This is a genomic window from Geothrix alkalitolerans, assembly GCF_022808885.1.
Classification (GTDB): Bacteria; Acidobacteriota; Holophagae; order Holophagales; family Holophagaceae; genus Geothrix; species Geothrix alkalitolerans.
Window position 1 is genome coordinate 759,490 of record NZ_JAKZLE010000001.1, and the last position, 23,814, is coordinate 783,303.

A 23,814-nucleotide genomic window follows, 5' to 3' on the forward strand; every position below is an offset into this window, starting at 1 on the left:
CCGTCGAGGCTCCGTGGGCCCATTCTGGACCAGGAGATAGGTTGGGGCCAGCGGCTTCGGTCAGACCCGGAACCGCAGCGGCGGGGCCTCCAGGCGCAGGTCTTCGCCGGTGACGGGATGCTTCAGCCCCAGGCGCCAGGCGTGGAGCCAGAGGCGGTCGGACGGACCGCCACCGTAAAGAGCGTCGCCCAGGACGGGCCGGCCCAGGTGGGCCAGGTGGACGCGGATCTGGTGGGTGCGACCCGTGTGGATGCGGGCGACGACATAGTGCCCGGGCACGAGGCCTGCGGTCTCCTGGGCCGTGGCGGGGCGGAAGTCCGTGCGGGCGGATTTCGGCTCCATGAGGTCGCCCTCGCAGCCGAAGCGGCCGGGGTCGGCGCCCCGGAGGCGGCCGATGGGGGCCTCGACGGTGCAGGCCTCCAGGGGCTCGGAGATCCGCGCCAGGTAGAGCTTCTCCAGGTTCCGGTCGGCGAAGGCGGCCGCCAGTCCGGGGTTGGCTTTGGCGTCCTTGGCCAGCACCAGCAGGCCCGAGGTGCCCTGGTCCAGGCGGTGGTGCAGGAACAGCTTCAGCTCCGGCCGCTGGGTCTTCAGTAGGGCCAGCAGGTCGTGGCGGTCCGTGGCCCAGGTGCCCTGGGTGGCGATGCCGGCCGGCTTGTCCACGGCCAGGAGCCACGCGTCCTCGAACACGATGGGGATGGCCGTCGTCGGCACGGGCGGCAGGTCGGGATCGTAGGCCACGCGGACCTCGAGCCCCGGCTTCACCAGCTTGCCGGCCACCTTCACCCGCCTGCGGTCCACCTGCACGCCGCCCAGCTTCAAGGCCTCGCGGGCCGCCCGCCGGGACAGCTCCGTCCGTTTCGCGATGAGCTGGTCGAGGCGCAGCTCGGCGTCCTCGGGATCCACGGTGAAGGTCCATTTGCGAAGCGTCATGGTTCCAGCGTAGCGGGTGTGACGAACCCATCCCTTCGGCTGGCGGCCTGGTCCGTCAAAAAAGGGAACGCGAAGACCGCGAAAACGCCCTTCGGGCGCACGAAGCAGGCCGCGCGAGGCGCTCCCGGGGCCGAATGCCCGGATGTCCTATGTCGAAATGCCAATGGTCTTACTTCGCGGTCTTGGCTCTCTTCGCGCTCTTCGCGTTCCTCTTTTTTGTCCGAGTGAGTGGAACCGATGAAGGAATTGCCTCAAAAAGCGAGGCAATTCCGCGGCGGGTTTTGGCATGCTGGAGGGCGGAGGCTCCCCCCATGATTCGAACGCTTCGCGCCGGGCTGCTGATGGCCCTGGCGGTGCTGGCCACCGCCGCCGACATCCCCGTGTCCGGGTTCGCCCTGAAGCCCGGCTCCACCGCCCAGGCCCAGGGACTCCGCCTGACGGCCGCGCCGGAAGGCTCGGAGGCCACGCTGGCGTCGGCGCCCGTGACGCTGAAGGTGGGTGAGCTGTACCGCCTGAGCGCCACCCTCCGCACCCAGGGCGTGAAGGCCGATGCCCTGGCCCGCTACCCCACGGCCCTGGGCGCCTGCCTCTCCATGGAGAGCTTCCCCTTCACCAACGCCTCCCAGAGTGTGGCAGGCACCTCCGAGCGCCAGGTCTCCGTGCTGTTCCTGGCCACCAGCCCCACCGACCGCGTGCAGCTGCACCTGGGTCGCAACGGCAGGGCCACCGGCGCCGCCACCTTCAGCGCCGTGAAGCTGGAGAAAGTGGAGGACATCACCCAGTTCATCCCCCTGCAGACCGTGCGCTGGGCCGGGAAGGGGTTCCGCTACGAGATGGGCGGCTGGACCTTCCTGCACATCGAAGGTTCGCCCTACGCCCGGGGCCGCCAGCACGGCGAGCTGATGGCCGACGAGATCGTGCGCTACATGACGAAGCTCGGGGTGCTGAAGAATGCGGCGGACCCTGTCCGCGGCTGGACCGACCAGCGGCAGACCGCAGACGCCCTCTTCTTCCGCAAATACGACGTGGAGTTCCTGGAGGAGATGAAGGGCATCGCCGACGGCGCCGCGAAGGCTGGCGCCGCCTTCAAGGGCCGGCCCGTGGACCTGCTGGACATCGTGACGCTCAACAGCGCCGTGGACATGAGCTCCCTCCAGGAGGGCCTGGCCCGCGCCGCGAACCCGCTCACGGGCCGCACCTTCATGACCGGCGACGACGAGATGGCCAAGGGCGGCGAGGGCGACCACTGCTCCTCCTTCGTGGCCACCAAGGGCGCCACCAAGTCCGGCCGCTTCATCTTCACGCAGATGTTCATGTGGAACGGCTACACGGGCACCGAGTGGAACGTGATGCTCGACGTCGTCCCCGAGAAGGGCCACCGCTTCGTGATGCAGACCTTCGCCGGCGGCATCCACAGCGGCACCGACTGGTACCTGAATGCCGCGGGCCTGGTGATGGGCGAGACCACCGTGGGCCAGACGCCCTTCAACCCCGACGGCACGCCCCAGAGCAACCGCATCCGCAAGGCCGCCCAGTACGCCAACAGCATCGACGAGGCCGCAGAGATCCTCTTCAAGCAGAACAACGGCCTCTACACCAACGACTGGACCATGGCCGACACCAAGACGGACGAGGGCGCCTGCTTCCTGCTCGGCACCGAGAAGACGCGCCTGTGGCGCACCGGGGGCAACGGGAAGGGCGCTGACACCCCCGGACACCACCGGGATTTCATCTGGGCCAACAACAACAACCGGGACCTGGAGGTTCGCGGCGAGTATGTCGCCAACCCCGACAACGCCCCCGCGGACCTGGCCTTCAACACGTGGAACCGCGACATCGCCTTCCAGGAGGCCTTCAAGGCCTTCGGCAAGGGCGGCTTCGACATCGATGCCTCCACGCGCCTCCTGGCCAGCAGCCCCATCAACCGGCCCCACGCCTGCGACGGCAAGCTGACCACCTCGGAGATGGCGGAGAAGCTCGTCTTCATCGCCCACCAGGGCAAGACCACCCAGCGCGAAAAGATGGTGGGCGGCCGCTGGATCGCCGACCTGCCCGGCGCCACGCCCCACCTCACCTATGGGTATACGGCGTTCAGTCCGATCTGGGTGACGGCCAAGCTCCAGGCCGCTCGGGCAGCCTGGAGTATGGAAAAGCCTGCGAAGGCGGCTCCGGTGCCGGACGTGGCAGGGGTGAAGGAGGCGTTCTCGTTCGATGCCAAGGGGCTGTGGACGGGGACGGTCAAACCGGCCTCGGACGCGGACAACTGGTTCGTCAGCGGCTCTGCGGCCTACTGGCGGCAGCTGAAGCACCTGCCGTCCAGCCCCGCCAAGGCCTTCGAGGCGCAGTCCGCGGACTTGGCGGACCTCGCCACACGCCACCTATGGCTGGAGCGCGTCGAGGGCGTCAAGGCGCCGCTCGCCACGGTCACCGACTACGACCACTACGGGGCCTACCAGATTCCCCGCATCCGGGGCGTCTTCGCCCTGCACCAGCTGCGGCTGCAGCTGGGCAACGCCGCCTTCGCCAAGGCCATGGCCGCGGCCCACGGCCGCTTCGCCGGGAAATCGGCTTCCACCGCCGACATCCTCAAGGCGCTCTCCGACGGGGCCGGGAAGGACGTCGCGCCCTTCGTCCGGCCCTGGCTGGAGCGGGCGGACCTGCCCGCGCCGAAGGTCCAGGCGCGGGTCGAGAAGGCCAAGGACGGCTACAACGTGAAGGTGGAGGTGCGCCAGGCCGGCTTCGCCTATCCCTTCGTGGCCTTCGCCAGCCTGGAGACGGAGCAGGGGGCGAAGCTGGAGCGGCTGGCCGTGGCCGGCGCGCAGGCCACCTTCACGCTCCACAGCCAGGCCCGGCCCACCCGCCTGACCTTCAACGCGGAGAGCGACCTCCCCATGCCCCGCGCCAACGCCTGGGTGCCGGGCAACCTGCTGGACGACTGGGGCCATGCGCGGCTGGTCTTCGGCACCGGCCGCGAGGTGGAGGCCCAGCGCACGCTGGCGCTGGCCTACCGCGAGTCCCTGGCGGACAACATGACCGAGGTGTTGCTGCCCCTGCAGCCCGACGCCGAGGTGGGCGACGCCGACCTGGCCGCCAGCGACCTGGTCCTCTTCGGCGGCCCCGCCGACAACGGCGTGGTGGCGCGCCTCCAGGCCGAAGGCAAGCTGCCCGTCGAGACTGGCGCCGGGTGGTTCCGGTGGCAGGGCCGCACCTACGGCCGCCCCGACGACGGCCTCCTGGCCGCCTTCCCCAATCCCTGGAACCCCAAGCGCATGATGGTTCTCGTCCTCGCCAACAGCCGCGTGCAGCAGTGGGCCATGACGAAGACCGTGCCCCGCGGCCTGCCCGGATGGGCGGTCTACCGCGCCGGGGAGGTGAAGGAGAAGGGCCAGGCCGCCACCGAGGGGACGGTGGTGGACTTCAAGCCCTGAAGGCCTGGCCCCGCCTGGACGAAGGAGCCGCCACCCGGCGGCTTCTTCGCGTACGGGCGCGCGTCGCCGGGCAGGGATGGAGACCGGAGGATCATCTTTCCTGGGGCGGAAGGGGCGGGACCGCTACAGTGGTTCCAACCCTCCCACAGGTGCGCCATGTTCCGCCGCTTCGCGCTCGCCCTACTGGCCCTCCTCCCGCTGTGCGCGCAGGAGCGGCTGCCCATGCCGCAGATCCGCATCCAGGAAGGGGACCGATCCGTGCCCGCCCGGATCCACGATCTGAGGATCGACGTGAAGGTGGTCGGCCACGTGGCCACGACCACCTGGGACATGACCATCCACAACCCGCAGACCCGGGTGCTGGAGGGCGAGCTGGTCTTCCCCCTCGGCGAGGGCCAGACCGTCTCCCGCTTCGCCATGGACGTGAACGGGCGGCTCCGCGAGGGCGTGGTGGTGGAGAAGGCCAAGGGCCGACGGGCCTTCGAGGAGATCGTCCGCCGGGGCGTGGATCCCGGCCTGCTCGAGAAGACCGCGGGCAACAGCTTCAAGGCGCGGGTGTATCCCATTCCCGCCCGGGGGTACAAGCGGGTGGTCCTGGCCTACGAGCAGGAGTTGGCGGATGGCGGGCCCGGAGAGCTGCTCTACCGGCTGCCTCTGGCCTTCACGGACAAGGTGGCCACCTTCGGCCTGAAGGTGGAGGTCCTGGACCAGCCGGTGGCGCCCCGGGCCACGGCCAGCCCCCTGGCCAATTTCTCGTTCAAGTCCGTGCGCCGGGGCTACCTCGCGGAGGAGGTGCGGAGCGACTTCCTGCCGGACCGACCCCTCGTGGTGTCCATCCCGCGGGCCTCCGACAGCGGGCAGGTGTTCGTGGAGCGTCGGGACGGGCAGGACTTCTTCTTCGTGATGGTGCACCCGGGGATGGCTCGGGAGGCGAAGCCCCTTCCCCAGCGCCTGCTGGTGGTGTGGGACGCCTCGGCCAGCGCCCGGAACCGCGACCTGGCCCGGGAGCTGGGCCTGCTGGAGGCCTACCTCCGGCACCTGGGCACCTGCGAGGTGAACCTCTCCGTCTTCCGCGATGCGGTCGAGCCCCTGAAGGCCTTCCGGATCCAGGACGGGAATGCCGCCGGCCTGATCGCCCACCTCAAGAACCTGCCGCTGGACGGTGGGACCTGCCTGGGCGCCGTGAAGCTGAAGGACCTGCGGGTGGACGAGACCCTGCTGTTCTCCGATGGCCTGGGCACCTTCGGCCCCCGCGAGGCCCAGTTCCCCGAGGCCCCCCTGGTGGCGGTCAACAGCGCGCTGACGGCCGAGCACGGCCTCCTGCGGGCCCTCGGCGAAGGGCAGGGCGGCGAGTACCTCAACCTCCAGAGCCTCAGCGCGGAGGAGGCCCTGAAGGCCCTCACCACCCGGCCCCTGGCCTTCCTCCGGGCGGTCACGGAGCGTGGCGATGTGGCGGAGGTCTATCCTGGCGCGGGGCGGGTGGTCCGGGGGCCCTTCGGGCTGGCGGGCCTCCTCAAGACCCCGCGCGCCCGGCTCACCCTCCAGTTCGGGTTCGGCCGCAGCGTCCGGGTCACCCGGACCTTCGACCTCGATGCGGCCAAGGCCGCCGAAGCGGCGCCCGTGGCGCGGATGTGGGCCCAGCGGAAGCTCGCCGAGCTGGAGCTGGATCCGGCCCGGAACGCCAAGGCCATCCTCGCCCTCGGCCAGGCCCACGGCCTCGTCACCGAAGGCACGAGCCTCATCGTGCTCGATGACGTGGCCGACTACGTGCGCTACCGGATCGCCCCGCCGGAGGAGCTCCGGGCCGAGTACGACCGCCGGGTGGGCGACGAGCTGCAGCGGGAGGGGAAGCGGGAGAAGGACCACCTCGAGGCCCTGGTGAAGCAGTTCGAGGAGCGGAAGGCCTGGTGGGCCACCGAGTTCAAGGTGGCGCCCAAGCCCCGCCCTTCGTCCACGGAACCTCCCCCACCTGGCGCCGGTGGTGTTCCAGGAGGTGTTCCCGGAGGCGTGATCGGCGGGGTCGTGGGGGGCGTCGTCGGGGGCACGGCGCGTCGGGAGGAAGTCCCGCCACCGCCCCCGCCACCGCCCCCGGGGGCGGGCCGGACCCAGCGGAATCGCCCACCCGCCCAGGCCGTGGTGGAGGTGGTGGCGTCGGTGCCTGTTTCAGATCGGACCGAGGTCAGCACGGCCGCGAACCTCTCGCCTGGCGTGACCGAAGGGACGGAGCCGGTCGCCTCCGGGACCATCGAGCTCAAGCCCTGGACGCCCGATACGCCGTACCTGAAGGAACTGAAGGCCGCGCCGGCCAAGGACCGCTACACCCTCTACCTCCGGCAGCGGGAGACCTACGGGAAGACGCCGGGCTTCTTCCTCGACGTCTCCGACTTCTTCCGGGACCAGGGCGAGAAGGACCTGGCCCTGCGCATCCTCTCCAACCTGGCGGAGCTCAAGCTGGAGAGCGCCCCCCTGCTGCGGATCCTGGGCTACCGTCTCCGCCAGCTGGGTCTGCCGGACCTGGCGGTGTGGACTTTTGGCGAGGTGCTGCGGATCCGGGAGGAGGAGCCCCAGAGCCGGAGGGACTTGGCCCTGGCCCTGGTCGAGGCCAGGCAGCCCCAGAAGGCCGTGGGCCTCTTCTGGGAGCTGGTGAAGACGCCCTGGGACGGGCGGTTCCATGACGTGAACCTCATCGCCCTCGGCGAGCTCAATGCCCTCCTGGCGACCTCCAACACGAAGCTCGACGCCTCAGCCATCGATCCCCGCTTGGTGGCGAACCTGCCCGTGGATGTGCGCGTGGTGCTGAACTGGGACACGGACAACAGCGACATGGACCTGCACGTGGCGGATCCCCGGGGCGAGGAGTGCTTCTACGGCCACAACCGGACCGCCATCGGGGGTCGCATCAGCCAGGACGTGACCGCCGGCTACGGACCGGAGGAGTTCCTCCTGCGCCGCGCCCTTCCGGGGGCCTACGCGGTCAGGGCCCGGTTCTACGGCACCCGTGAGCAGACCGCCATCGGCGCCACGACGGTGACCCTGGAGCTGTACCTCCGCTACGGGACGGGGCGGGTCGAAAACAAGTCGATCACCCTGCGCCTGGAGGGTCCGGGCCGCACCGTGGACATCGGGAGCTTCCGGTTCGAGGGGGACTGACGGGACACGCTCTGCCATCCGGCGGTCCCGTGGCATGACCTCCTCGCCGGATCCTGGCTCCGCAGAGGACATCGAGTCCTCTGCTCTGCCATCCGGCGGTCCTGTGGCATGACCTCCTCGCCGGATCCTGGCTTCGCAGAGGACATCAAGTCCTCTGCTTCGCCATCCGGCGGTCGGTCAAATCGAATATCCGTGGCTGTCCACTTCGAGGGCCTGCTGCTTGAAGGCGAGGTCGGCGAGGGTGGAGGCGCACAGGACGGCGCGGGCGGCCTCGGTGCTGCGGGTCCAGAGGTCCCGCACGGCGCGGGCGCCGGGGGTGGCGTCGGGGGGCAGGCTTGCGGGGCCCAGGCGGCCCTCCAGGGCCTCCAGCACCTCCAGCGCGGTGATGTGGCTCGGGTGCCGGGCCAACTCGCAACCGCCGTTGGGGCCCCGCTGCACCTTCACCAGCCCGGCGGCCTTGAGGGGCCCCAGGAGCACCCGGATGAACTTCGAGGGCAGGGCCTGGCGCTCCGCCACCACCTCCACCTGCACGGGGCCGTGCCCGGCCTGGAGGGCCAGCTCCACCATGAACTGCAAGCCGTAGCGCCCCTTGGCCGATCCGCGCATGACATGCCTCCCTTGGAGAGCTACTTTAATACATAACAAAAAAAATTGACAAACTTGACAATACCCAATTTCCCTTCATACTCCTGGATTCCGGCCCTGCCCGAACCCAGGAGGAACCCATGGCCCGTCCCACCGATCGCCCCAACCGCGTCGAGCACGCCTACGAGCTGGTGGGCTACACGCCCGTCGTGCGCCTGAACCGCCTCGTGCCCAAGGGCTCGGCCAAGGTCTACGTGAAGCTCGAGAGCGCCAACCCTGGCGGCAGCGTGAAGGACCGCATCGCCCTCAGCATGATCCAGGATGCCGAGGCCCGCGGCGCGCTGAAGCCCGGCATGACCCTGCTGGAGGCCACCAGCGGCAACACCGGCATCGGCTTGGCCTTCGTGGCGGCGGCCAAGGGCTACAAGATCACGCTGGTGATGCCCGACACGATGACGCAAGAGCGCCGTTCCCTGCTGAAGGCCTACGGCGCGGAGCTGCTGCTGACGCCCGGTTCGGGCGGCATGAAGGCTGCCGTGGACAAGGCCCAGGAACTGGCCGACGGTGATCCCTCCTACTTCCTGGTGCGCCAGTTCGAGAACCCCGCCAACCCCGCCGTCCACCGCCGCACCACCGCCCTGGAAGTGCTGGAGCAGGTGCCCGAGCTGGACGCCTTCGTGGCGGGCGTGGGCACCGGCGGCACCGTGACCGGCGTGGGCGAGGTGCTGGCCGAGAAGAAGCCCGGCACCCTGGTGGTGGCCGTGGAGCCCGAGACGTCGCCCCTGCTCAGCGAGGGGAAGGCCGGCCCGCACAAGCTCCAGGGCCTGGGGCCCAACTTCGTGCCCGGCATCCTGAACCGGAAGGCCTTCCAGCGTGTCCGCCCCGTGGGCTACGACGACGCCATCGCCATCGCCCGCCGCTTGGCCAGGGAGGAAGGCCTGCTCACGGGCATCAGCACCGGCGCCATCGTCTTCGCGGCCCTGGAGGTGGCGAAGGAGCTGGGCGAGGGGAAGACCGTGGTGGCCGTGCTCTGCGATACCGGCGAGCGCTACCTCACCCATCCGCTCTTCGCCGAGATCGATGGACCCGCGATCTGAGGGGGGGCGATGAACCAGAAGGCGATTCGCCCGGGACCGAGCTGCCCCATCACGCCGGACCTGACCGATGAGTCGGCCGGGCGGATCGCCGCCTTCCTGTCGCTGGCCCTCCTCGGGGTGTGCGTCTGGCCGGGCCGGGGCTGGGCAGTCCTGGCCCTGGCCGCGGATTTCCTCCTTCGCGCCGCGGGTCGCCCGGCCTTCAGCCCGGTGGCCCGTGCCGCGGGTGCCCTCCGTCGCTGGGTGGGCCTTCCCGAGCGGCGAATCAACGCGGGCCCCAAGCGCTTCGCGGCTTCCGTGGGCTCCCTGATCTCCCTGGGCATCGGCCTGGCATTCCTGGCCGAGCTCCGGCCCCTCGGCCTGGCCATGGCGTCGATCCTGGGGACCTGCGCGGGCCTCGAGGCTTTCTTCGGGTTCTGTCTGGCCTGCCGGATCCATCCCTGGCTGCCCTGGGTGCGGAGCGCCTCGGCCCAGCTTCTTGCCACCGGAGTCGATGAACCGGCCCTCTAAGAGCGCCTATCCTTGAGGGTCCGTCGGGAGATGCCCATGAGGATCGCCATCCTGTTCCTTGCCGCGCTGCTGTTTCCCATCCATGCGGTGTCCGGTGAACCGGCGAAGGCCACGGCCTTCGAGCGGGCGGTGGTCCAGGAGATGAGCGATGCCAGGGTGCAGCCCAAGGCCTATGCCAAGCACCTTCGGGAGCTGCGGCCGTACTTCGAAGGCACCCTGTGGAAGCGGCCGGAGCGTGTGCCGCTCCGCACGGAGGAGGGCGTGGCGGCGCTGGACGAGGCCATCCGGTTCCTGGAATCCGCCAAGCCGGTGGGTCCCCTGCGCTTCAACGAAGGTCTGGCCCGGGCGGCCCGCCTCCATGCCCAGGACATCGGCCCCAAGGGCAGCATCGAGCACACGGGCTCCGACGGCAGCAGTCTCTCGGTCCGCCTGAACCGGCTGGGCCGATGGCAGGGGCTCATCGCGGAGAACATCAGCGCCGGCGAGGACGAGGCCCGGCAGGTGGTGATCCAGCTGTTGGTCGACGACGGGGTGGCCAGCCGCGGCCATCGGAAGAACCTCTTCAACCCGGATCTCCATCAGGCCGGTGCCGGCTCGGCGCCCCATCGGGATTACCGAACAGTGACCGTGATCGACTACGCCGACGGGTTCGTGGCCGGGCACTAGGGCCGCCGGTATTCTGCTAGCCTTGGAGCCATCCCTCGGGTGAATGATGGCTTTCCTAGCGCGGATTGGCGCGCCGGCGCGCGGCTTCCTGGAGTTCCTGGGCGACCAGGCGCACCTGGTATGGCGGACCCTGCGTTCCGGGCTGGCGCTCCGGGCCGGCCAGCTGGCCGTGGTGGGCGGGCAGACGAAGCTCCAGATCCGCTTCACGGGACTCGATGCCGGGGTGCTCGTGGCGGGCACGGCGCTGCTGCTGGGCGCGGTGACGCTCATCCAGGCCTTCAGCCAGCTCTCCGGACTGGGGGCGGAGAACTACATCGGCACGCTCATGGTGCTCATCATCCTGCGGGAGCTGGGCCCGCTGCTGACCGCCGTGCTGGTCATCGGCCGGAGCGCCACGGCCATCGCGGCCGAGCTGGGAACCATGCAGCTCAACGGAGAGGTCGACGCGCTCGCCGCCCACGGGGTGGACCCGTACCGCTACCTGCTCCTGCCCCGCTGGGTGGGCGTGCTCGTGGCGGTCTTCGCCCTGGTGGTGTGCTTCGACGCGGCGGCCCTCGGGGGGGGCTTCCTGGTGGCGCGGCTGAAATACGGCATCACCTGGGGCTTCTTCATGGAGTCCGTGCGACAGGCGCTGTCGAATCTGGATTTCACGGCCACCCTCCTGAAGGTCTTCTTCTTCTCGGGCGCCATCACCTTCCACGCCTGCCATTTCGGCCTTGGCGTCCGGCGCAGCCAGACCGAGGTTCCCCAGGCCGTCACGAGGACGGTGGTCTCCGCCCTGGTGGCCGTGTTCGTCGTCGACGGCCTCTTGGCCGCATGCTTCTACTTCTGATGCTCCAGGTCCGCGGTCTCGCCTGCGCTCTCCCTGATGGCCGGCCTCTGGTGGAGGGACTGGACCTGGACCTCTCGCCGGGTCAGAACCTCCTGGTGGCGGGCGCAGACGGAATGGGAAGGGGCCACCTGCTGAAGGTGCTTGCCGGCACAGAGCGTCCCAGGGCTGGCAAGGTGGCGGTCGCGGGCATCCCCGTCTGGCCAGGGGAGGGCGCCCTCGGACTGGCGGGGCGGGTCCGCATGGGGTTCGCCTTCCCCACCGGCGGGCTGCTGTCGAACCTCAGCCTGGCGGACAATGTGGCCCTCCCGCTGAGATTCCTGGGACTCTCCCGAGGGGAGGTCGCCCGCCGGACTGGAGAAGCTCTGGGGCGGCTCGGGCTGGAGCCGGTGGCAAACCTCCGCCCCCATGCGGTGAGCGCGGCGGCGCGGAAGCATGCCAACCTGGCCCGGGTGCTGGCTCTGGGCCCGGAGCTGATCCTCCTGGACGCGCCCCTGGAGGGATTGGACGCCACCGATCGCAGCCTGGCCCTCGGCCTCATCTCGGGCTGGGCTCTGGATTCCGGTTGCACCCTCGTCCTGGCCATGGAGGGGGCGGACTTGCCGCCAGGGCCGGACTTCCAGACGCTGGATCTCCGCGCACGCCACTCGCCTTCGGAGCCGTCATGAACTTCGAGAAACAGGACGCCCGCCTGGGCCTCTTCGTCCTCCTGGCGCTGGGCTTCTTCGGGGGGCTGCTGGCCTACAAGAACGCCGCGGTGGTGACCGAGAAGACCTACCCGCTGGTGGTGCGACTGGAACAGATGGAGGGGTTGGCCCCCGGCACCGACGTTCAGCTGAAGGGCTATCGCGTGGGATCCGTGGAGCGGGTGGACATGCGGCGAGAGGGCACGGACTACCACTTCCTGGCGACCTTGGCCGTGCGCTCGGACATCCAGCTGTGGCGCGGCACCCGGGCGGTGGTGGCCCCCAGGGGCGTGGGCAGCGTGATGCTGGACCTGCGCCTGCCGCCGTCAGACATGCGCACGGTGCCCCTGGTGCCGGGCGACCAGATCCCAGGCGAGGAGGGGGTCTCCCTGGGCGGCGTGCTGGAGCGGGCGGACCGTCTCCTGGCCAGCCTGAACACCTCGCTGGAGGCGGTGCGCGATCGCATCCAGACGAAGGGGCTGGGCGACCTGCTGGAGCATCCTTCCGTGGCCCGGGCCCTGCGATCTCTGGATGCCACCCTGCTCGAATTTCAGGCCCTGGCCAGGGATGGCCGCGGACTGGCCGCCCATGCGGACCGCAGCATGGGAGAGGCCGACAAGGCCCTCGCCGACCTGGAAAAGAGCCTGGCAGTGACCCGCGCCCTCCTCGAAACGCGTGCGCCGGACTTGGATCGGATTCTCGTGAGCCTGGCGTCGGTGCTGCAGCAGTCGGATGGGCTGCTGGCCCGGTTCCGGGCCGAGGACCAGCCGGAGCTGGAGGCCAGCCTCAAGGCGCTGCGGCGCTCCCTGGATTCCGTGGAGGAACTGCTGCAACTGTTGAAGCAAAAGCCCAGCCGGGCCGTGTGGGGCACCCCCAGCGATGCGGAACGGACCCGGGCCCGACAGGCGGCGGAAGCCGCCAAGGCCGCGCCGGCGCCGAAGTAGCTGTGCCTTCGACAGATGAGTCAGCGGGCCCCTGGTTCGAATTTTGCGACCTTGTTTCAGGCTTGACCGGGCCCATCCTGGTGTCTCTTTCCAGGGGGCCCCGTGGCTTGCGGGACTCTTGTGGGTGTCCTACACGCGCTTCCCTTCGGAGGCCCAACCCCCGTCGGGGCAGCGCCCGATCCACGAGGAGGATCCATGGGCAGCATCGCAACCATCCACAACGGCGTGAACGTGGACGCCATGAACGCCACCGTGTCGGCGGTGAAGGCAAACCCCAGCCTTGCGAAGTTCACCTTCCGCTCCAAGGCCAAGTGGATCAACGGGGCCCACTCCCAGAGCACCTTCGACTCGCTCTACGGAGCGGGGGAGGAGCACAAGCGGAGCATGCCGATGTTCCTGGAAGCCGACGAGCCGGAGGCCCTGCTGGGCACGGACCTGGCGCCGAACGCGGGTGAGGCCGCCCTGCACGCCCTCAGCGCGTGCCTGAGCGTGACCTACGCCTACGCGGCCGCGGCCATGGGTCTGGACATCAGCAGCCTCAGCTTCGACATGGAGACGGATTCCGACATCCGGGGCTTCCTGGAACTCGACAAGAACATCCGGCCCGGGCTGTCCCAGATCCGCGTGAAGGTGAACCTCGCCTGCAGCGGCACCCCGGCGCAGATCCAGGAGCTCCACGACTGCGTCGTGCGGACGTCGCCCCTCTACGACACCTTCAAGAATCCCGTGGACATCAAGCTCAGCCACTGACCGAATCGAGGACAAATCTCCGCCTGCGGGGGAAGCCCGGCGGGCTGAGATCAGATCTGGTCGAACGATTCCTTGCCGGCCATCACTTTCCAGGGCAACAGCTCATAGTTGGCGAGGCCCGCTTTGTGGAATGGGTCGCCATCGCGCAGGGTGTCCAGGTCGGCAAGGGGGTTCTCGTCTTGCACCCGCACCAGCCAGGCGCCGCCGAACCGGGGATCCAGGGGGCCCGATGCCAGGAGGACGCCCTGCTTCTTCAGGGTGTCGAGGTAGGCCCGATGGGCTTCCGTGACGGCTTCGACTTCGTCGAGGGGGCGGCGGTAGCGGACGAGGATGAGGGCGTACATCGGAAGCTTTCTCCCAAGAAGCCTCAGTCTCGCACGATGCGGGTGCCCACGGTGGCGGGGTCCTCGGTGGCCAGGGCCTCGGCGGTGGTGATGAGCACTTCGTGGCCGCCGCCTTCCAGGTAGGTCAGGGCACTCTCGATCTTGGGGCCCATGCTGCCGGGCGGGAACTGGCCCTCCGCCAGGTGCTTCCGGGCTTCGCTGGCGGTGAGGCGATCCACCCAGCGTTGGGTGGGCTTGCCGAAGTCGAGGGCCACCTTGGCCACGCCCGTGAGGATGATGAACAGGTCCGCGTCCAGCTGGGCCGCCAGCAGGGCGCTGAGGCGGTCCTTGTCGATGACGGCCTCGACGCCCACCAGGAAGCCGCTGGCGTCACGGATCACGGGGATGCCGCCACCGCCGCCCGCGATGACGGAGCTGCCCGACTGCAGCAGGGTCTTGATGGCCTCCAGCTGGACGATCTCGATGGGCTTGGGCGAGGGCACCACCTTGCGCCAGCCGCGACCCGAGTCCTCCTTCATCTTCCACCGCTTGGAGCGCATCAGCTCCAGGGCGCGGAACTCCGGGTAGAAGGGACCCACGGGCTTCGTCGGGTCCTGGAAGCCCTTGTCTTCCTTGTCCACCACCACCTCGGTGAGCACGGAGGTCACCGGCGCGTCCAGGCCCATGAAGCGCAGGCGGTTGATGAGCATGCGCTCCAGCATGTAGCCCATGGAGCCCTGGGTCATGGCCCCGCAGATGTCCAGGCTGTAGGGCGGGATCTGGCCAGAGCCGGCCTCCTGCTGGATGAGCAGGTTGCCCACCTGAGGCCCGTTGCCGTGCACCACGCAGAGGGCGTAGCCCTCGGCCACCACCCGCGCCAGCATCTCTGCCGTCTCCCGGGCGTTCTCCAATTGCTCCTCCTGGAGCCCGCGCTCCTTCTCTTTGAGAAGCGCGTTTCCACCGATGGCCAGGAGTGCGATCTTTCGGGTCATGCAGGTCCCCGGGAAACGAGGATTCTACAGGGCCCGGGGGGCAGGCCAAAGGACAGGCGTCACAGTGCGGGGCACTTCTCGGAATTTCCTTGCGGGAATCCCCGTGGTTTTTGCACCCTGTCAAAGGTCCCCCATGCGCCCCCCGAACTCCAGGCTCCCCCTCCTCCCGTGGCTGCTCGTGCCGGCGGCGGCCATGCTCGCCCAGGCACCGGGTGCCCCTGGCCTTGAAGGCGGCCTGCTAGCCGAGGGGCATCGCCGGTGGCTCGGCTCGGAGGGTTGTCCGCGGGACCGGGCCAGGGCGGAGGCCTGCTACCGGGCGGCGGCCGAAGCCGGCGACGCCGAGGCCATGGCCCATCTCGGGCGCATGCACTTCCGGGGCGAGGGCATTCCGAGGAATTCCGCCGAGGCCCTGAAATGGCTGAAGGCCAGCGCGGCAAAGGGCAATGCCCGGGGGCTATACCACTTGGCGGAGCTCTATCAGAACGGCTTCGGCGTGCCGGTGAATCACGCTCGGTACGCCAAGCTGCTCCGGGAAGCAGCGGAGAAGGGATCTCCGGATGCCATGGCGGAGCTGGGGCAGTGTCTTGACAGCGGTGCGGGCATCGCCTGGGACCCGTCGGCCGCCAAGGTCTGGTTCAGCCGGGCCGCGGACCAGCCCCAGTCGCGCTTCTACCCCATGACGCTCGCCTGGATGCATGAACGGGGCCTGGGGTTCCCCAAGGACACCGCGGCAGCCTTCCGGTTCGCCAAGCAGGCCGCCGAGGCGGGCTACACCGATGGGCCGCGGCTCATGGGACGGTTCCTCCTCGACGGTACCGGCGTGCCCAGGGACCCGACTGGGGCCCTCTCCTGGCTCACGCAGGCCCAGGGGCTCGAGGATCCTTCGGCCCTGGTGATGCTGGCTGGGATGCTCATCCGGGGCCAGGGCGTTCCCAAGGATCCGGAACGCGCCGTCATGCTCTGCAGGCAGGCTGCCCGGATGGGTTCTCCTCAGGCCATGGGATGGCTGGGCGAGTGCTACGAATCCGGCATCGGGGTGGCGGCGGACTACCCGGAAGCCTTTTCCTGGTACGCGAAGGCCGCCGAACGCGAATACGCTCCGTCCTTTCCCCAGCTTGCCTGGCTCTACCACAAGGGACTGGGCATCGGCCAGGACGACCGGCGTGCCCTCGCCTGGCTGAAGGAGGGGGCCAAGCAGGGGTCTGCCCGGTCGATCTACCTCCTGGGATGGTTCTCGGAGAACGGGTGGGGCACGGCCAAGGACCTTCAGGCGGCCGTCGGTCACTATCAGCAGGCTGGGGAGCGGGGCTGGGTGCAGGCCTGGGCGCAGCTGGGCTTCTGCTACAAGCGCGAGGGGTGGGCGGACAGGAATCTCGGCAAGTCGCTGGACTATTTCCGCAAGGCCGCGGAACTGGGCCACGTGACCGCCCTGCATCAGGTTGGTTGGGCCTATCAGAACGGCGAAGGCGTGCCCGTGAACCTCACCGAGGCCATGAGGTGCTACCAGGCCGCCGCGGACCAGGGGAGCGGAGCGTCCATGAACCAGCTCGGCTGGTTCTACGAGCAGGGCCTGATCGTGCCCAGAAACCCCGACATGGCCCTTGGGTGGTATCTGCGGGCCGGGGCCAAGGGAAGCGCCAGCGGGTGGTGGAATGCGGGCCTGATCTACGAGTCGGGCGAAGGCACGATTCCGAAAGATCCTGAGAAGGCGCGGCACGCCTTCGCGGAGGCTGCCGGTGGCGGGAACGCGGCCGCCATGAGGAAACTCGGGAGCTACCTGGAGCAGGGAGTGGGCGGTGCCAGGGACATCGACCAGGCGCTCTCCTGGTACCGGAAGGGCATGGAGGCTGGCGATGCGGAGGCCCGGGCGGCCTACCTGCGCCTCACCCTACCTCCGCTGCCTGAGCCCGACGAGGATTCCTGACCCAGCAGAACTCCCGGAACGGGGAGGCCTTAGAGGCCCAGGTTCATCAGGGTGTGCACCAGCACCCGGTCCCGGTCCACCTGCTCGCCCACACGGAAAGTGGCCTCGCCGACATCCTGAAAGCCCGCCTTGGCGTAGAACCGGATGGCTCGAGGGTTCTGTTCCCAGACCTGCAACCAGACGCCGTCGTGGCCAGCGGATGCCGCGTGGTCCAACGCCGCCGCCATCAGCGCCTGGGCGGCGCCACGGCCATGCAGGGAGGCATCCACATAGAACCGGGCCACTTCGAGCGGATTGACGAAGTGGAAAGAGGCCATTCCTTCCTCCGGGCCACAGGCTCGGAGCAGGGTGTAGCCCAGAAGGGCGTTCCCCTCCGCGATCACCAGCGTCCGGCAGGCGGGATCGGCCAGCTCCGCGGCCTGCTGCCGAGGCCCGAAGGTCTCCGCCAGGTGCAGCTCCAGATTCGAAGCTGGGATAAGTCCGGTGTAGGTTTCGCGCCACAGGCGCTCACCCAGGGCCGCCAGGGCAGGAGCTTCGGAAGGAAGGGCGATCCGGATCAGCATGCCTCCAGCTTACTAAAGCGCTGAAAACCCGCTACAATGCTCGTTTTGGTAGGCCTCCATGCACATCCAGGAACTGATCCTCCGCCTGCAGCGGTTCTGGGCCGACCGGGGCTGTCTCCTCGGCCAGCCGTACGATCTGGAAAAGGGCGCGGGCACCATGAACCCGCTGACCTTCTTCGGCGCCCTGGGACCCAAGCCCTGGAACGTGGCCTACGTGGAGCCCTCCCGCCGTCCGGCGGACGGCCGCTACGGCGAGAACCCCTTCCGCGTCTACAAGCACCTCCAGTTCCAGGTGATCCTCAAGCCCAGCCCCGCCAAGGTGCAGGACCTCTACATCGAGAGCCTGGAGGCCCTGGGCATCGACCTCTCCAAGCACGACCTTCGCTTCGAGGAGGACAACTGGGAATCGCCGTCGCTCGGTGCCTGGGGCGTGGGCTGGCAGGTGGTGCTGGACGGCATGGAGATCAGCCAGTTCACCTACTTCCAGCAGGTGGGCGGCCTGGACTGCCGGCCCGTGAGCGCCGAGCTGACCTACGGGATCGAGCGCATCTGCATGTTCCTGGGGGGCTACGACAATATCTTCGACCTGGTGCACGGCGAGGTGAAGACGGACGACGGCGTGTTCCCCGTCACCTACGGCCAGATGCGCCAGCGCGAGGAGTTCGAGCTCTCCGCCTACAGCTTCGAGCACGCGGACCTGGACCTTCACCGCACCCTCTTCGAATCGTTTGAGAAGGAAGGCTGGCGGCTGCTCAAGGACCACGGCCACTTCCTCAGCGCCTACGAGCAGGCCCTCAAGATGAGCCACACCTTCAACGTGCTGGATGCCCGCGGCGCCGTGAGCACCACCGAGCGCCCCGGCATCATCAAGCGCGTGCGCGATCTGGCGTGTGCGTGCGCCCGGGCGTATCTGGACTTTGAAAATGCCAAAACGCCAACCGCAGAGAACGCGGAGGGCGCAGAGAAAAGCGTGGTGGCTGGGAAGGGGGGGTCCAAGTGAGCGGCGCGAAGACCTTCCTGCTGGAACTGCACTGCGAGGAGATCCCGGCGCGGTTCCTGGGGCCGCTGACGGACGAATTCGCCACGGCCTTCGCGACCTGGGCCGGAGGGCAGGGCCTCGCGACCTCCGGCCTCGAGACCTTCTTCTCCCCGCGCAAGCTGGCTTGGCGCGCTTCGGGCCTGCCCGTCTCCCAGCCTGATCAAACCGAGATCCAGGTGGGCCCGCCCCAGCGCATGTGCGTGGGGGAGGACGGCCAGCCCACGATCCAGGGCCTGAAGTTCGCGGAGAAATGGGGCGTCGATTTCAGTGCCGTGCGCTTCGAGCAGCCGGCGGGGAAGAAGGAGCCCTGCGCGGTAGTGACGATCACGAAGCAGGGGCGCCCCACGGTGGACTTGCTGGCCGAGGCGCTGCCGGGGCTCATCGCCGGGCTCCACGTGCCCAAGGCCATGCGCTGGGGCAACTCCGAGTTCGAGTTCGTGCGGCCCATCCGGAATATCCTGTGCCTCTTCGGTGAGCAGGTCGTGCCCATCACGGTGGATGGCGTGACCGCCACGAACACCACCTGGGGCCATCGGCTCTACCACCGCGAATACCCCGCTCCGGTGGTGATCGTCACGCCCGAGGCCTATGAGTCAGCGCTGGAGACGGCGGGCGTCGTGGTCAGCCTGGAGGCGCGCCGCGCCCGCATCGCCCAGCAGCTGGAGGCCCTGGCCGCCGAAGTCGGCGGCCGCGTGGTGGCCGATGCCGAGCTGCTGGACACCCTGGCGGAGATCGTGGAGTTCCCGAAGATCGTGCGCGGCGAGTTCCCGGCGGACTTCCTGGAACTGCCCAAGGAGGTGCTGGTCACCAGCCTCCGCGAGCACCAGAAGAGCTTCTGCATCGAGCAGGCGGACGGGACTCTGCTGCCCTTCTTCCTCACGGCCGCCAACCGCACGGACGACCCGGCGGGTTTCGTGAAGGCCGGCAACGAGTGGGTGCTGAAGGCGCGCCTCTACGACGCGCGATTCTTCTTCGCTGAGGACCGCAAGCATCCTCTGTCCGACCGCCTGGAGAAGCTGAAGGCCCTCACCTTTCAGCGCGAGCTGGGCAGCTACCACGACAAGACCGGCCGCGTGGTGGCCCTCACCAAGGCCCTGGCCACGTGCCTCTCCACGGACGACGAGCACATCGACCGCGCCCTGGAGGCCGCCCGCATGGCCAAGTGTGACCTGCGCACGCTGATGGTGGGCGAGTTCCCCGAGCTGCAGGGCGTCATGGGCGGCGAGTACCTCAAGCACGAAGGGGCCCACGAAGAGGTCTGGAAGGCCGTCAAGGAGCACTACCGGCCCGTCGGCGCCGAGGACGCCATCCCCTCCACGCCCATGGGCTGCCTGCTGTCCCTCTGCGACAAGCTGGACACCGTGGCGGGCTGCTTCGCCGTGGGCCTCATCCCCAGCGGGTCGAAGGATCCCCTTGCCCTGCGCCGCGCCGGACAGGGCATCGTCCGAATCCTCTGGGAGCAGGGCTGGCCTTTCACGCCTGCCGACCTCATCGGCGCGGCCCTGAAGGTGGTCGGCCCCAAGGCCACGAAGCCCGAGGCGGAGACCCGGGAAGCCCTGCTGGCCTTCTTCAAGGACCGCGTGGCCTACCAGCTGGAGCTGGCCGGGTACGCCGGTTCGGTGCGCCGCTCCGCCCTGGCTGCGGGCTGGGAGGACCTGGCGGACCTGAAGGCCCGCTGCGAGGCGCTCTCCGCCTTCGCCGAGGACGCCCGCTTCGCCAGCCTCGCCCAGAGCGCCAAGCGCATCGGGAACATCCTGAAGGACGAGACCCCCGCCGATCAGTTCGACCGGGCCCTGCTGACGCAGGACGAAGAGAAGGCCCTGGCCGGTCGGCTCGGGAGCCTGGAGACCACGGTCGACCGGAAGGATCTCCTCGCGGCCCTCGCCGACCTGGCCGAGCCCCTGGAGGCGTTCTTCAACGCCGTCATGGTGAAGTGCGACGACTCGGCCCTCCGAGCCGCGCGTCTGAGCCTCCTCCACCGGCTCCGTCAGGCCTTCCTGCGCGTCGCGGACTTCAGTCTGTGGCAGTAGGGACGGCCCGGCTCCGGACGGATCCCTTCTTTCCTCTGCGCTCTCTGCGTTCTCTGCGGTTCAACAGCTTTTGAGGTCCCCATGCACCACGAGCGCATCGCCATCATCGACTACGGCAGCCAGTACACGCGGCTCATCACGCGGCGGCTGCGCGAGCTGGGGGCCTTCGGGCTCGTTTACAACTGTGGCGCGACGGCCCAGGAGATCGCGGGGGCGGACCTGAAGGGCGTGATCCTGTCCGGCGGACCCAATTCGGTGCTGGAGCCCGGGGCGCCGGACCTGGACCCGGCCATCCTGGACTTCGGTGTGCCCATCCTCGGCATCTGCTACGGCCAGCAGCTCCTGGCCCGGAACCTGGGCGGGCAGCTGCACCGCTCCGCGAGCCGCGAGTACGGCAAGGCGGAGATCCAGGCTTCGCCCGAGGTCTCGATGCTCTTCGAAGGGCTGCCCCACGCCCAGCAGGTGTGGATGAGCCATGGCGACCATGTGGAAGTCGCCCCGGCGGGCTTCACGGTCACGGCGAAGACGCCCAGCGTGCCCGTGGCGGCCATGGAGGACCTGAAGCGTGGGATCTACTGCCTCCAGTTCCACCCGGAGGTCACCCACAGCACCCAGGGCACGCCCCTGCTGCTGAACTTCCTCAAGCGCTGCGGCATGGCCCTGGACTGGAACGCCGGCAACTTCATCGAGGAGAAGGTCAAGGTCATCCGCGGGCAGGTGGGGCAGGGCACGGTGGTACTGGGGCTCAGCGGCGGCGTGGACTCCAGCGTGGCGGCGCTGCTGCTGCACAAGGCCATCGGGAAGCAGCTCACCTGCGTGTTCGTGGACCACGGGCTCATGCGCAAGGACGAGATGAAGCAGGTGCAGGCCTACTTCGCGCCCTTCGAGCTCAACGTGATCTGGGTGGACGCTTCGGACGAGTTCCTGGGCGCCCTGGCGGGCGTGACCGATCCCGAGCAGAAGCGGAAGATCATCGGCGGCAAGTTCATCGAGGTCTTCGAGCGCGAGGCCGGCAAGGTGAAGGCCGACTTCCTGGGCCAAGGCACCACCTACCCCGATGTCATCGAATCGAGCGGCATCGGCGGCGCCATCCTGGTGAAGTCCCACCACAACGTGGGCGGCCTGCCGGAGCGCATGAAGCTCAAGCTGGTGGAGCCCCTGCGCGAGCTGTTCAAGGACGAGGTGCGGGCCACGGGCCTGGCCCTGGGCCTGCCCGAGGAGATGAACCAGCGGCATCCCTTCCCGGGCCCCGGCCTGGCCGTGCGCCTGCCGGGCGCCATCACCCGGGAGCGCGCCACCATCCTCCAGAACGCCGACGCCATCTTCCTCCAGGAGCTGCGCGAGAGCGGCTGGTACGGCCGCACCAGCCAGGCCTTCGCCGTACTGCTGCCCGTGCAGACCGTGGGCATCATGGGCGATGAGCGGACTTTCGAGTGGATGTGCGCGCTGCGCGCCGTCACCAGCGAGGACTTCATGACCGCCGACTGGGCGCGGCTTCCTCACGAGCTGCTGGACCGGATCGCCCAGCGCATCGTCCGCGAGGTCAAGGGCATCAACCGCGTGGTTTTCGACATCACCTCCAAGCCACCTGCGACCATCGAATACGAATGAGTGTTTAACCGCAGAGAACGCAGAGAGCGCAGAGAAAAACACTCATTCTTTCCTCTGCGTTCTCCGCGTCCTCTGTGGTGATATTTTTTTCTGGAAAACCATGGCCAAGCGTGTCGAACCCGTCCGCAAGTCGGTGAAGGAGATCCTGGAGGACCTGCTGGCGGGGCACCGCGAGGCGGCCTTCAGCGGGCCGGAGGCTGCGCTCAAGTACCTGCGCCGGACTCTGGAGGGGCAGGCCAGTCTGCCGAACGCCGTGAAGTGCGTGGCCCACGACTTGACCGCCGAAGCCCTGGCACAGCTCGGTCAGTGGGAGGCCTGCACCGGATCGGTGGCCGCGGTGATCGGCCACCTGCCGGATCTGGAAGCGGCCTTCCCGCATGAGTACCGGCGGATGCTGGAGAACCTCACCTGCTTCGAGCGGGGCATCCAGGCCCACAGCGAGCTTGGAGACTTCCACGGAGCCCTGGCCCTTTGCGAGCGGGCCATCGGCTTGGATCTGGGCGCCCACTTCCGGGCCAAGCGGGACTCCCTCGAGTGGGCCCGGTGACCGGAGGCAGTGGAGGCACGTCACACTTCACCCGCACCGAGGCTTCAGGGTTTTTTCCACCTGTGCCATCATCGAGGCCGATAGCGATCCACCAGGCTTGCCGTTCAACACCAGTCCCGGGAAGGTCCATGGGCGAAGACATCCAAGTGGTGCCCCAGCAGGTCAGCATCCTGATCGTGGATGACCTGCCCATCATTCGCCTGTCGCTCGAGCGGATCCTGGCGAAGGCGGGGTACCGGTGCCGGACAGCCGGCGACGTACCGGCCGCCCTCAAGGCCCTGGAAGAGGAACCCTCCGACCTGGTGCTCAGCGACATCCAGATGCCGGGGGCCTCGGGGCTCGACCTGGTGAAGGCGCTCCAACCCCGCATTCCGGACATCTCCGTGGTGATGGTGAGCTCCACGGAGGCGGCCGAGACGGCCATCGAGTGCCTCCAGGAGGGCGCCTTCGGCTATGTGCTGAAGCCCTTCCAGCCCCGGGAGATCCTGGTCCAGGTGAATGCCGCGCTGCGGCGGCGGATGCTGGAGATCGCCTTCCGGGACCGGGAGGCCCAGCTCGCCCAGAAGGTCCGCGAACAGACCGAGCAGATCCGCGCTTCCCGCGAGGAGGTGGCGCTCCGTCTCATCTCCGCCAGCGAGCACCGGGACCACGAGACTGGCACGCACGTCCGCCGGATCGGCCTCTACGCTGCGGAAATGGGCCGGCTGCTGGGCTGGGACGAGGAGACCATCGAGACCATCCGGGCCGCCGCACCCATGCACGACATCGGGAAGGTGGGCGTGCCGGATGCCATCCTCCAGAAGCCGGGCGCCCTCACGGTGGAGGAATGGGTGACCATGAAGCGGCATACCTCCATGGGAGCCACCATCCTGAAGGGCTCGAAGGTGCCCTTCATCCAGATGGGGGCCCGCATCGCCTTCGGCCATCACGAAAAGTGGGATGGCACTGGCTATCCGAGGGGCCTGAAGGGGGAGGCCATCCCCATCGAGGCCCGCATCACCACCCTGGTGGATGTCTTCGATGCGGCCAGCAGCCGGCGTCACTACAAGGACGCCTGGCCCGAGGACCAGGTGGTGGCCCTGCTCCAGAGGGGGCGGGGCGTCCATTTTGACCCGCAGCTGGTGGATCTCTTCCTGGCCCACGTCGACCGGTTCGCCGCGATCCTCGCCGCGAACCCGGATGAGGAACGCGACGAGGATCCGGGGATCTGAAG

The 23,814-nt window shown here is 68.9% G+C and carries 20 protein-coding genes; 15 read left to right on the forward strand and 5 right to left on the reverse strand.

The features are described 5' to 3' along the window. Positions 1-60 precede the first annotated feature (60 nt). A complete protein-coding gene (locus MLJ35_RS03325; protein WP_243382959.1) occupies positions 61-930 on the reverse strand; it encodes an RluA family pseudouridine synthase in 870 nt (289 codons plus the stop codon). Between the two features lie 311 nt (positions 931-1,241). On the opposite strand from MLJ35_RS03325, the gene MLJ35_RS03330 reads away from it, so the two are divergent. Next, the gene (locus MLJ35_RS03330; RefSeq protein ID WP_243382961.1) at positions 1,242-4,358 is read left to right on the forward strand and encodes a C45 family autoproteolytic acyltransferase/hydrolase; all 3,117 of its coding nucleotides are present in this window, start codon (positions 1,242-1,244) and stop codon (positions 4,356-4,358) included. A gap of 156 nt (positions 4,359-4,514) precedes the next feature. Further along, the gene (locus MLJ35_RS03335) at positions 4,515-7,508 is read left to right on the forward strand and encodes a VIT domain-containing protein (protein ID WP_243382963.1); all 2,994 of its coding nucleotides are present in this window, start codon (positions 4,515-4,517) and stop codon (positions 7,506-7,508) included. A 177-nt stretch (positions 7,509-7,685) separates the two neighbouring features. Here the strand turns inward: MLJ35_RS03335 and MLJ35_RS03340 are convergent, their stop codons facing one another. Further along, positions 7,686-8,114, reverse strand: a complete 429-nt coding sequence (locus MLJ35_RS03340) for an RrF2 family transcriptional regulator (RefSeq protein WP_243382965.1) — start codon at positions 8,112-8,114, stop codon at positions 7,686-7,688. Between the two features lie 119 nt (positions 8,115-8,233). Here MLJ35_RS03340 and cysK point away from each other — a divergent pair, with 119 nt between their 5' ends. The 7 genes from cysK to MLJ35_RS03375 all read left to right on the forward strand — a co-directional run bounded on the left by cysK (position 8,234) and on the right by MLJ35_RS03375 (position 13,572). Then, the gene (gene cysK, locus MLJ35_RS03345; RefSeq protein ID WP_243320585.1) at positions 8,234-9,190 is read left to right on the forward strand and encodes a cysteine synthase A; all 957 of its coding nucleotides are present in this window, start codon (positions 8,234-8,236) and stop codon (positions 9,188-9,190) included. A gap of 9 nt (positions 9,191-9,199) precedes the next feature. Beyond that, positions 9,200-9,697 (forward strand): DUF4395 domain-containing protein, encoded by a 498-nt coding sequence (locus MLJ35_RS03350; protein WP_243382967.1) that lies wholly within the window; start codon positions 9,200-9,202, stop codon positions 9,695-9,697. A 36-nt stretch (positions 9,698-9,733) separates the two neighbouring features. Further along, positions 9,734-10,363 carry a CAP domain-containing protein gene (locus tag MLJ35_RS03355; protein WP_243382969.1) on the forward strand — a complete coding sequence of 210 codons (630 nt, stop codon included), beginning with the start codon at positions 9,734-9,736 and terminating at the stop codon, positions 10,361-10,363. Between the two features lie 43 nt (positions 10,364-10,406). Beyond that, positions 10,407-11,195 carry an MlaE family ABC transporter permease gene (locus tag MLJ35_RS03360; protein WP_243320591.1) on the forward strand — a complete coding sequence of 263 codons (789 nt, stop codon included), beginning with the start codon at positions 10,407-10,409 and terminating at the stop codon, positions 11,193-11,195. Continuing rightward, a complete protein-coding gene (locus MLJ35_RS03365) occupies positions 11,180-11,860 on the forward strand; it encodes an ATP-binding cassette domain-containing protein (RefSeq protein WP_243382970.1) in 681 nt (226 codons plus the stop codon). The genes MLJ35_RS03360 and MLJ35_RS03365 overlap by 16 nt, the downstream gene beginning before the upstream one ends. Further along, a complete protein-coding gene (locus MLJ35_RS03370) occupies positions 11,857-12,822 on the forward strand; it encodes an MlaD family protein (RefSeq protein ID WP_243382971.1) in 966 nt (321 codons plus the stop codon). Before MLJ35_RS03365 ends, MLJ35_RS03370 begins: the two co-directional genes overlap by 4 nt. 195 nt (positions 12,823-13,017) lie before the next feature. Beyond that, the gene (locus tag MLJ35_RS03375; protein ID WP_243382972.1) at positions 13,018-13,572 is read left to right on the forward strand and encodes an OsmC family protein; all 555 of its coding nucleotides are present in this window, start codon (positions 13,018-13,020) and stop codon (positions 13,570-13,572) included. 50 nt (positions 13,573-13,622) lie between these two features. Here the strand turns inward: MLJ35_RS03375 and MLJ35_RS03380 are convergent, their stop codons facing one another. Continuing rightward, a complete protein-coding gene (locus MLJ35_RS03380) occupies positions 13,623-13,916 on the reverse strand; it encodes a YciI family protein (RefSeq protein WP_243382973.1) in 294 nt (97 codons plus the stop codon). Positions 13,917-13,939: 23 nt separating this feature from the next. Further along, complete coding sequence (locus MLJ35_RS03385; RefSeq protein WP_243382975.1) at positions 13,940-14,887, reverse strand: carbamate kinase; 948 nt, start codon at positions 14,885-14,887, stop codon at positions 13,940-13,942. Positions 14,888-15,020: 133 nt separating this feature from the next. Between MLJ35_RS03385 and MLJ35_RS03390 the strand changes: the two genes are divergently transcribed. Beyond that, on the forward strand, positions 15,021-16,811 hold the full coding sequence (locus MLJ35_RS03390) for a tetratricopeptide repeat protein (RefSeq protein WP_243382976.1): 1,791 nt from the start codon (positions 15,021-15,023) through the stop codon (positions 16,809-16,811). A 29-nt stretch (positions 16,812-16,840) separates the two neighbouring features. Here the strand turns inward: MLJ35_RS03390 and MLJ35_RS03395 are convergent, their stop codons facing one another. Beyond that, positions 16,841-17,374, reverse strand: a complete 534-nt coding sequence (locus tag MLJ35_RS03395; protein ID WP_243382979.1) for a GNAT family N-acetyltransferase — start codon at positions 17,372-17,374, stop codon at positions 16,841-16,843. A gap of 58 nt (positions 17,375-17,432) precedes the next feature. Here MLJ35_RS03395 and MLJ35_RS03400 point away from each other — a divergent pair, with 58 nt between their 5' ends. From MLJ35_RS03400 to MLJ35_RS03420, 5 genes are all read left to right on the forward strand, one after another. Next, positions 17,433-18,374, forward strand: a complete 942-nt coding sequence (locus MLJ35_RS03400; protein ID WP_243382980.1) for a glycine--tRNA ligase subunit alpha — start codon at positions 17,433-17,435, stop codon at positions 18,372-18,374. Continuing rightward, positions 18,371-20,443, forward strand: a complete 2,073-nt coding sequence (glyS, locus tag MLJ35_RS03405; protein ID WP_243382981.1) for a glycine--tRNA ligase subunit beta — start codon at positions 18,371-18,373, stop codon at positions 20,441-20,443. The genes MLJ35_RS03400 and glyS overlap by 4 nt, the downstream gene beginning before the upstream one ends. An 81-nt stretch (positions 20,444-20,524) precedes the next feature. Further along, the gene (gene guaA, locus MLJ35_RS03410) at positions 20,525-22,054 is read left to right on the forward strand and encodes a glutamine-hydrolyzing GMP synthase (RefSeq protein ID WP_243382983.1); all 1,530 of its coding nucleotides are present in this window, start codon (positions 20,525-20,527) and stop codon (positions 22,052-22,054) included. A 100-nt stretch (positions 22,055-22,154) separates the two neighbouring features. Continuing rightward, positions 22,155-22,601, forward strand: a complete 447-nt coding sequence (locus tag MLJ35_RS03415) for a hypothetical protein (RefSeq protein ID WP_243382984.1) — start codon at positions 22,155-22,157, stop codon at positions 22,599-22,601. A gap of 128 nt (positions 22,602-22,729) precedes the next feature. Next, complete coding sequence (locus MLJ35_RS03420; protein WP_243320618.1) at positions 22,730-23,812, forward strand: HD domain-containing phosphohydrolase; 1,083 nt, start codon at positions 22,730-22,732, stop codon at positions 23,810-23,812. Positions 23,813-23,814 lie beyond the last annotated feature (2 nt).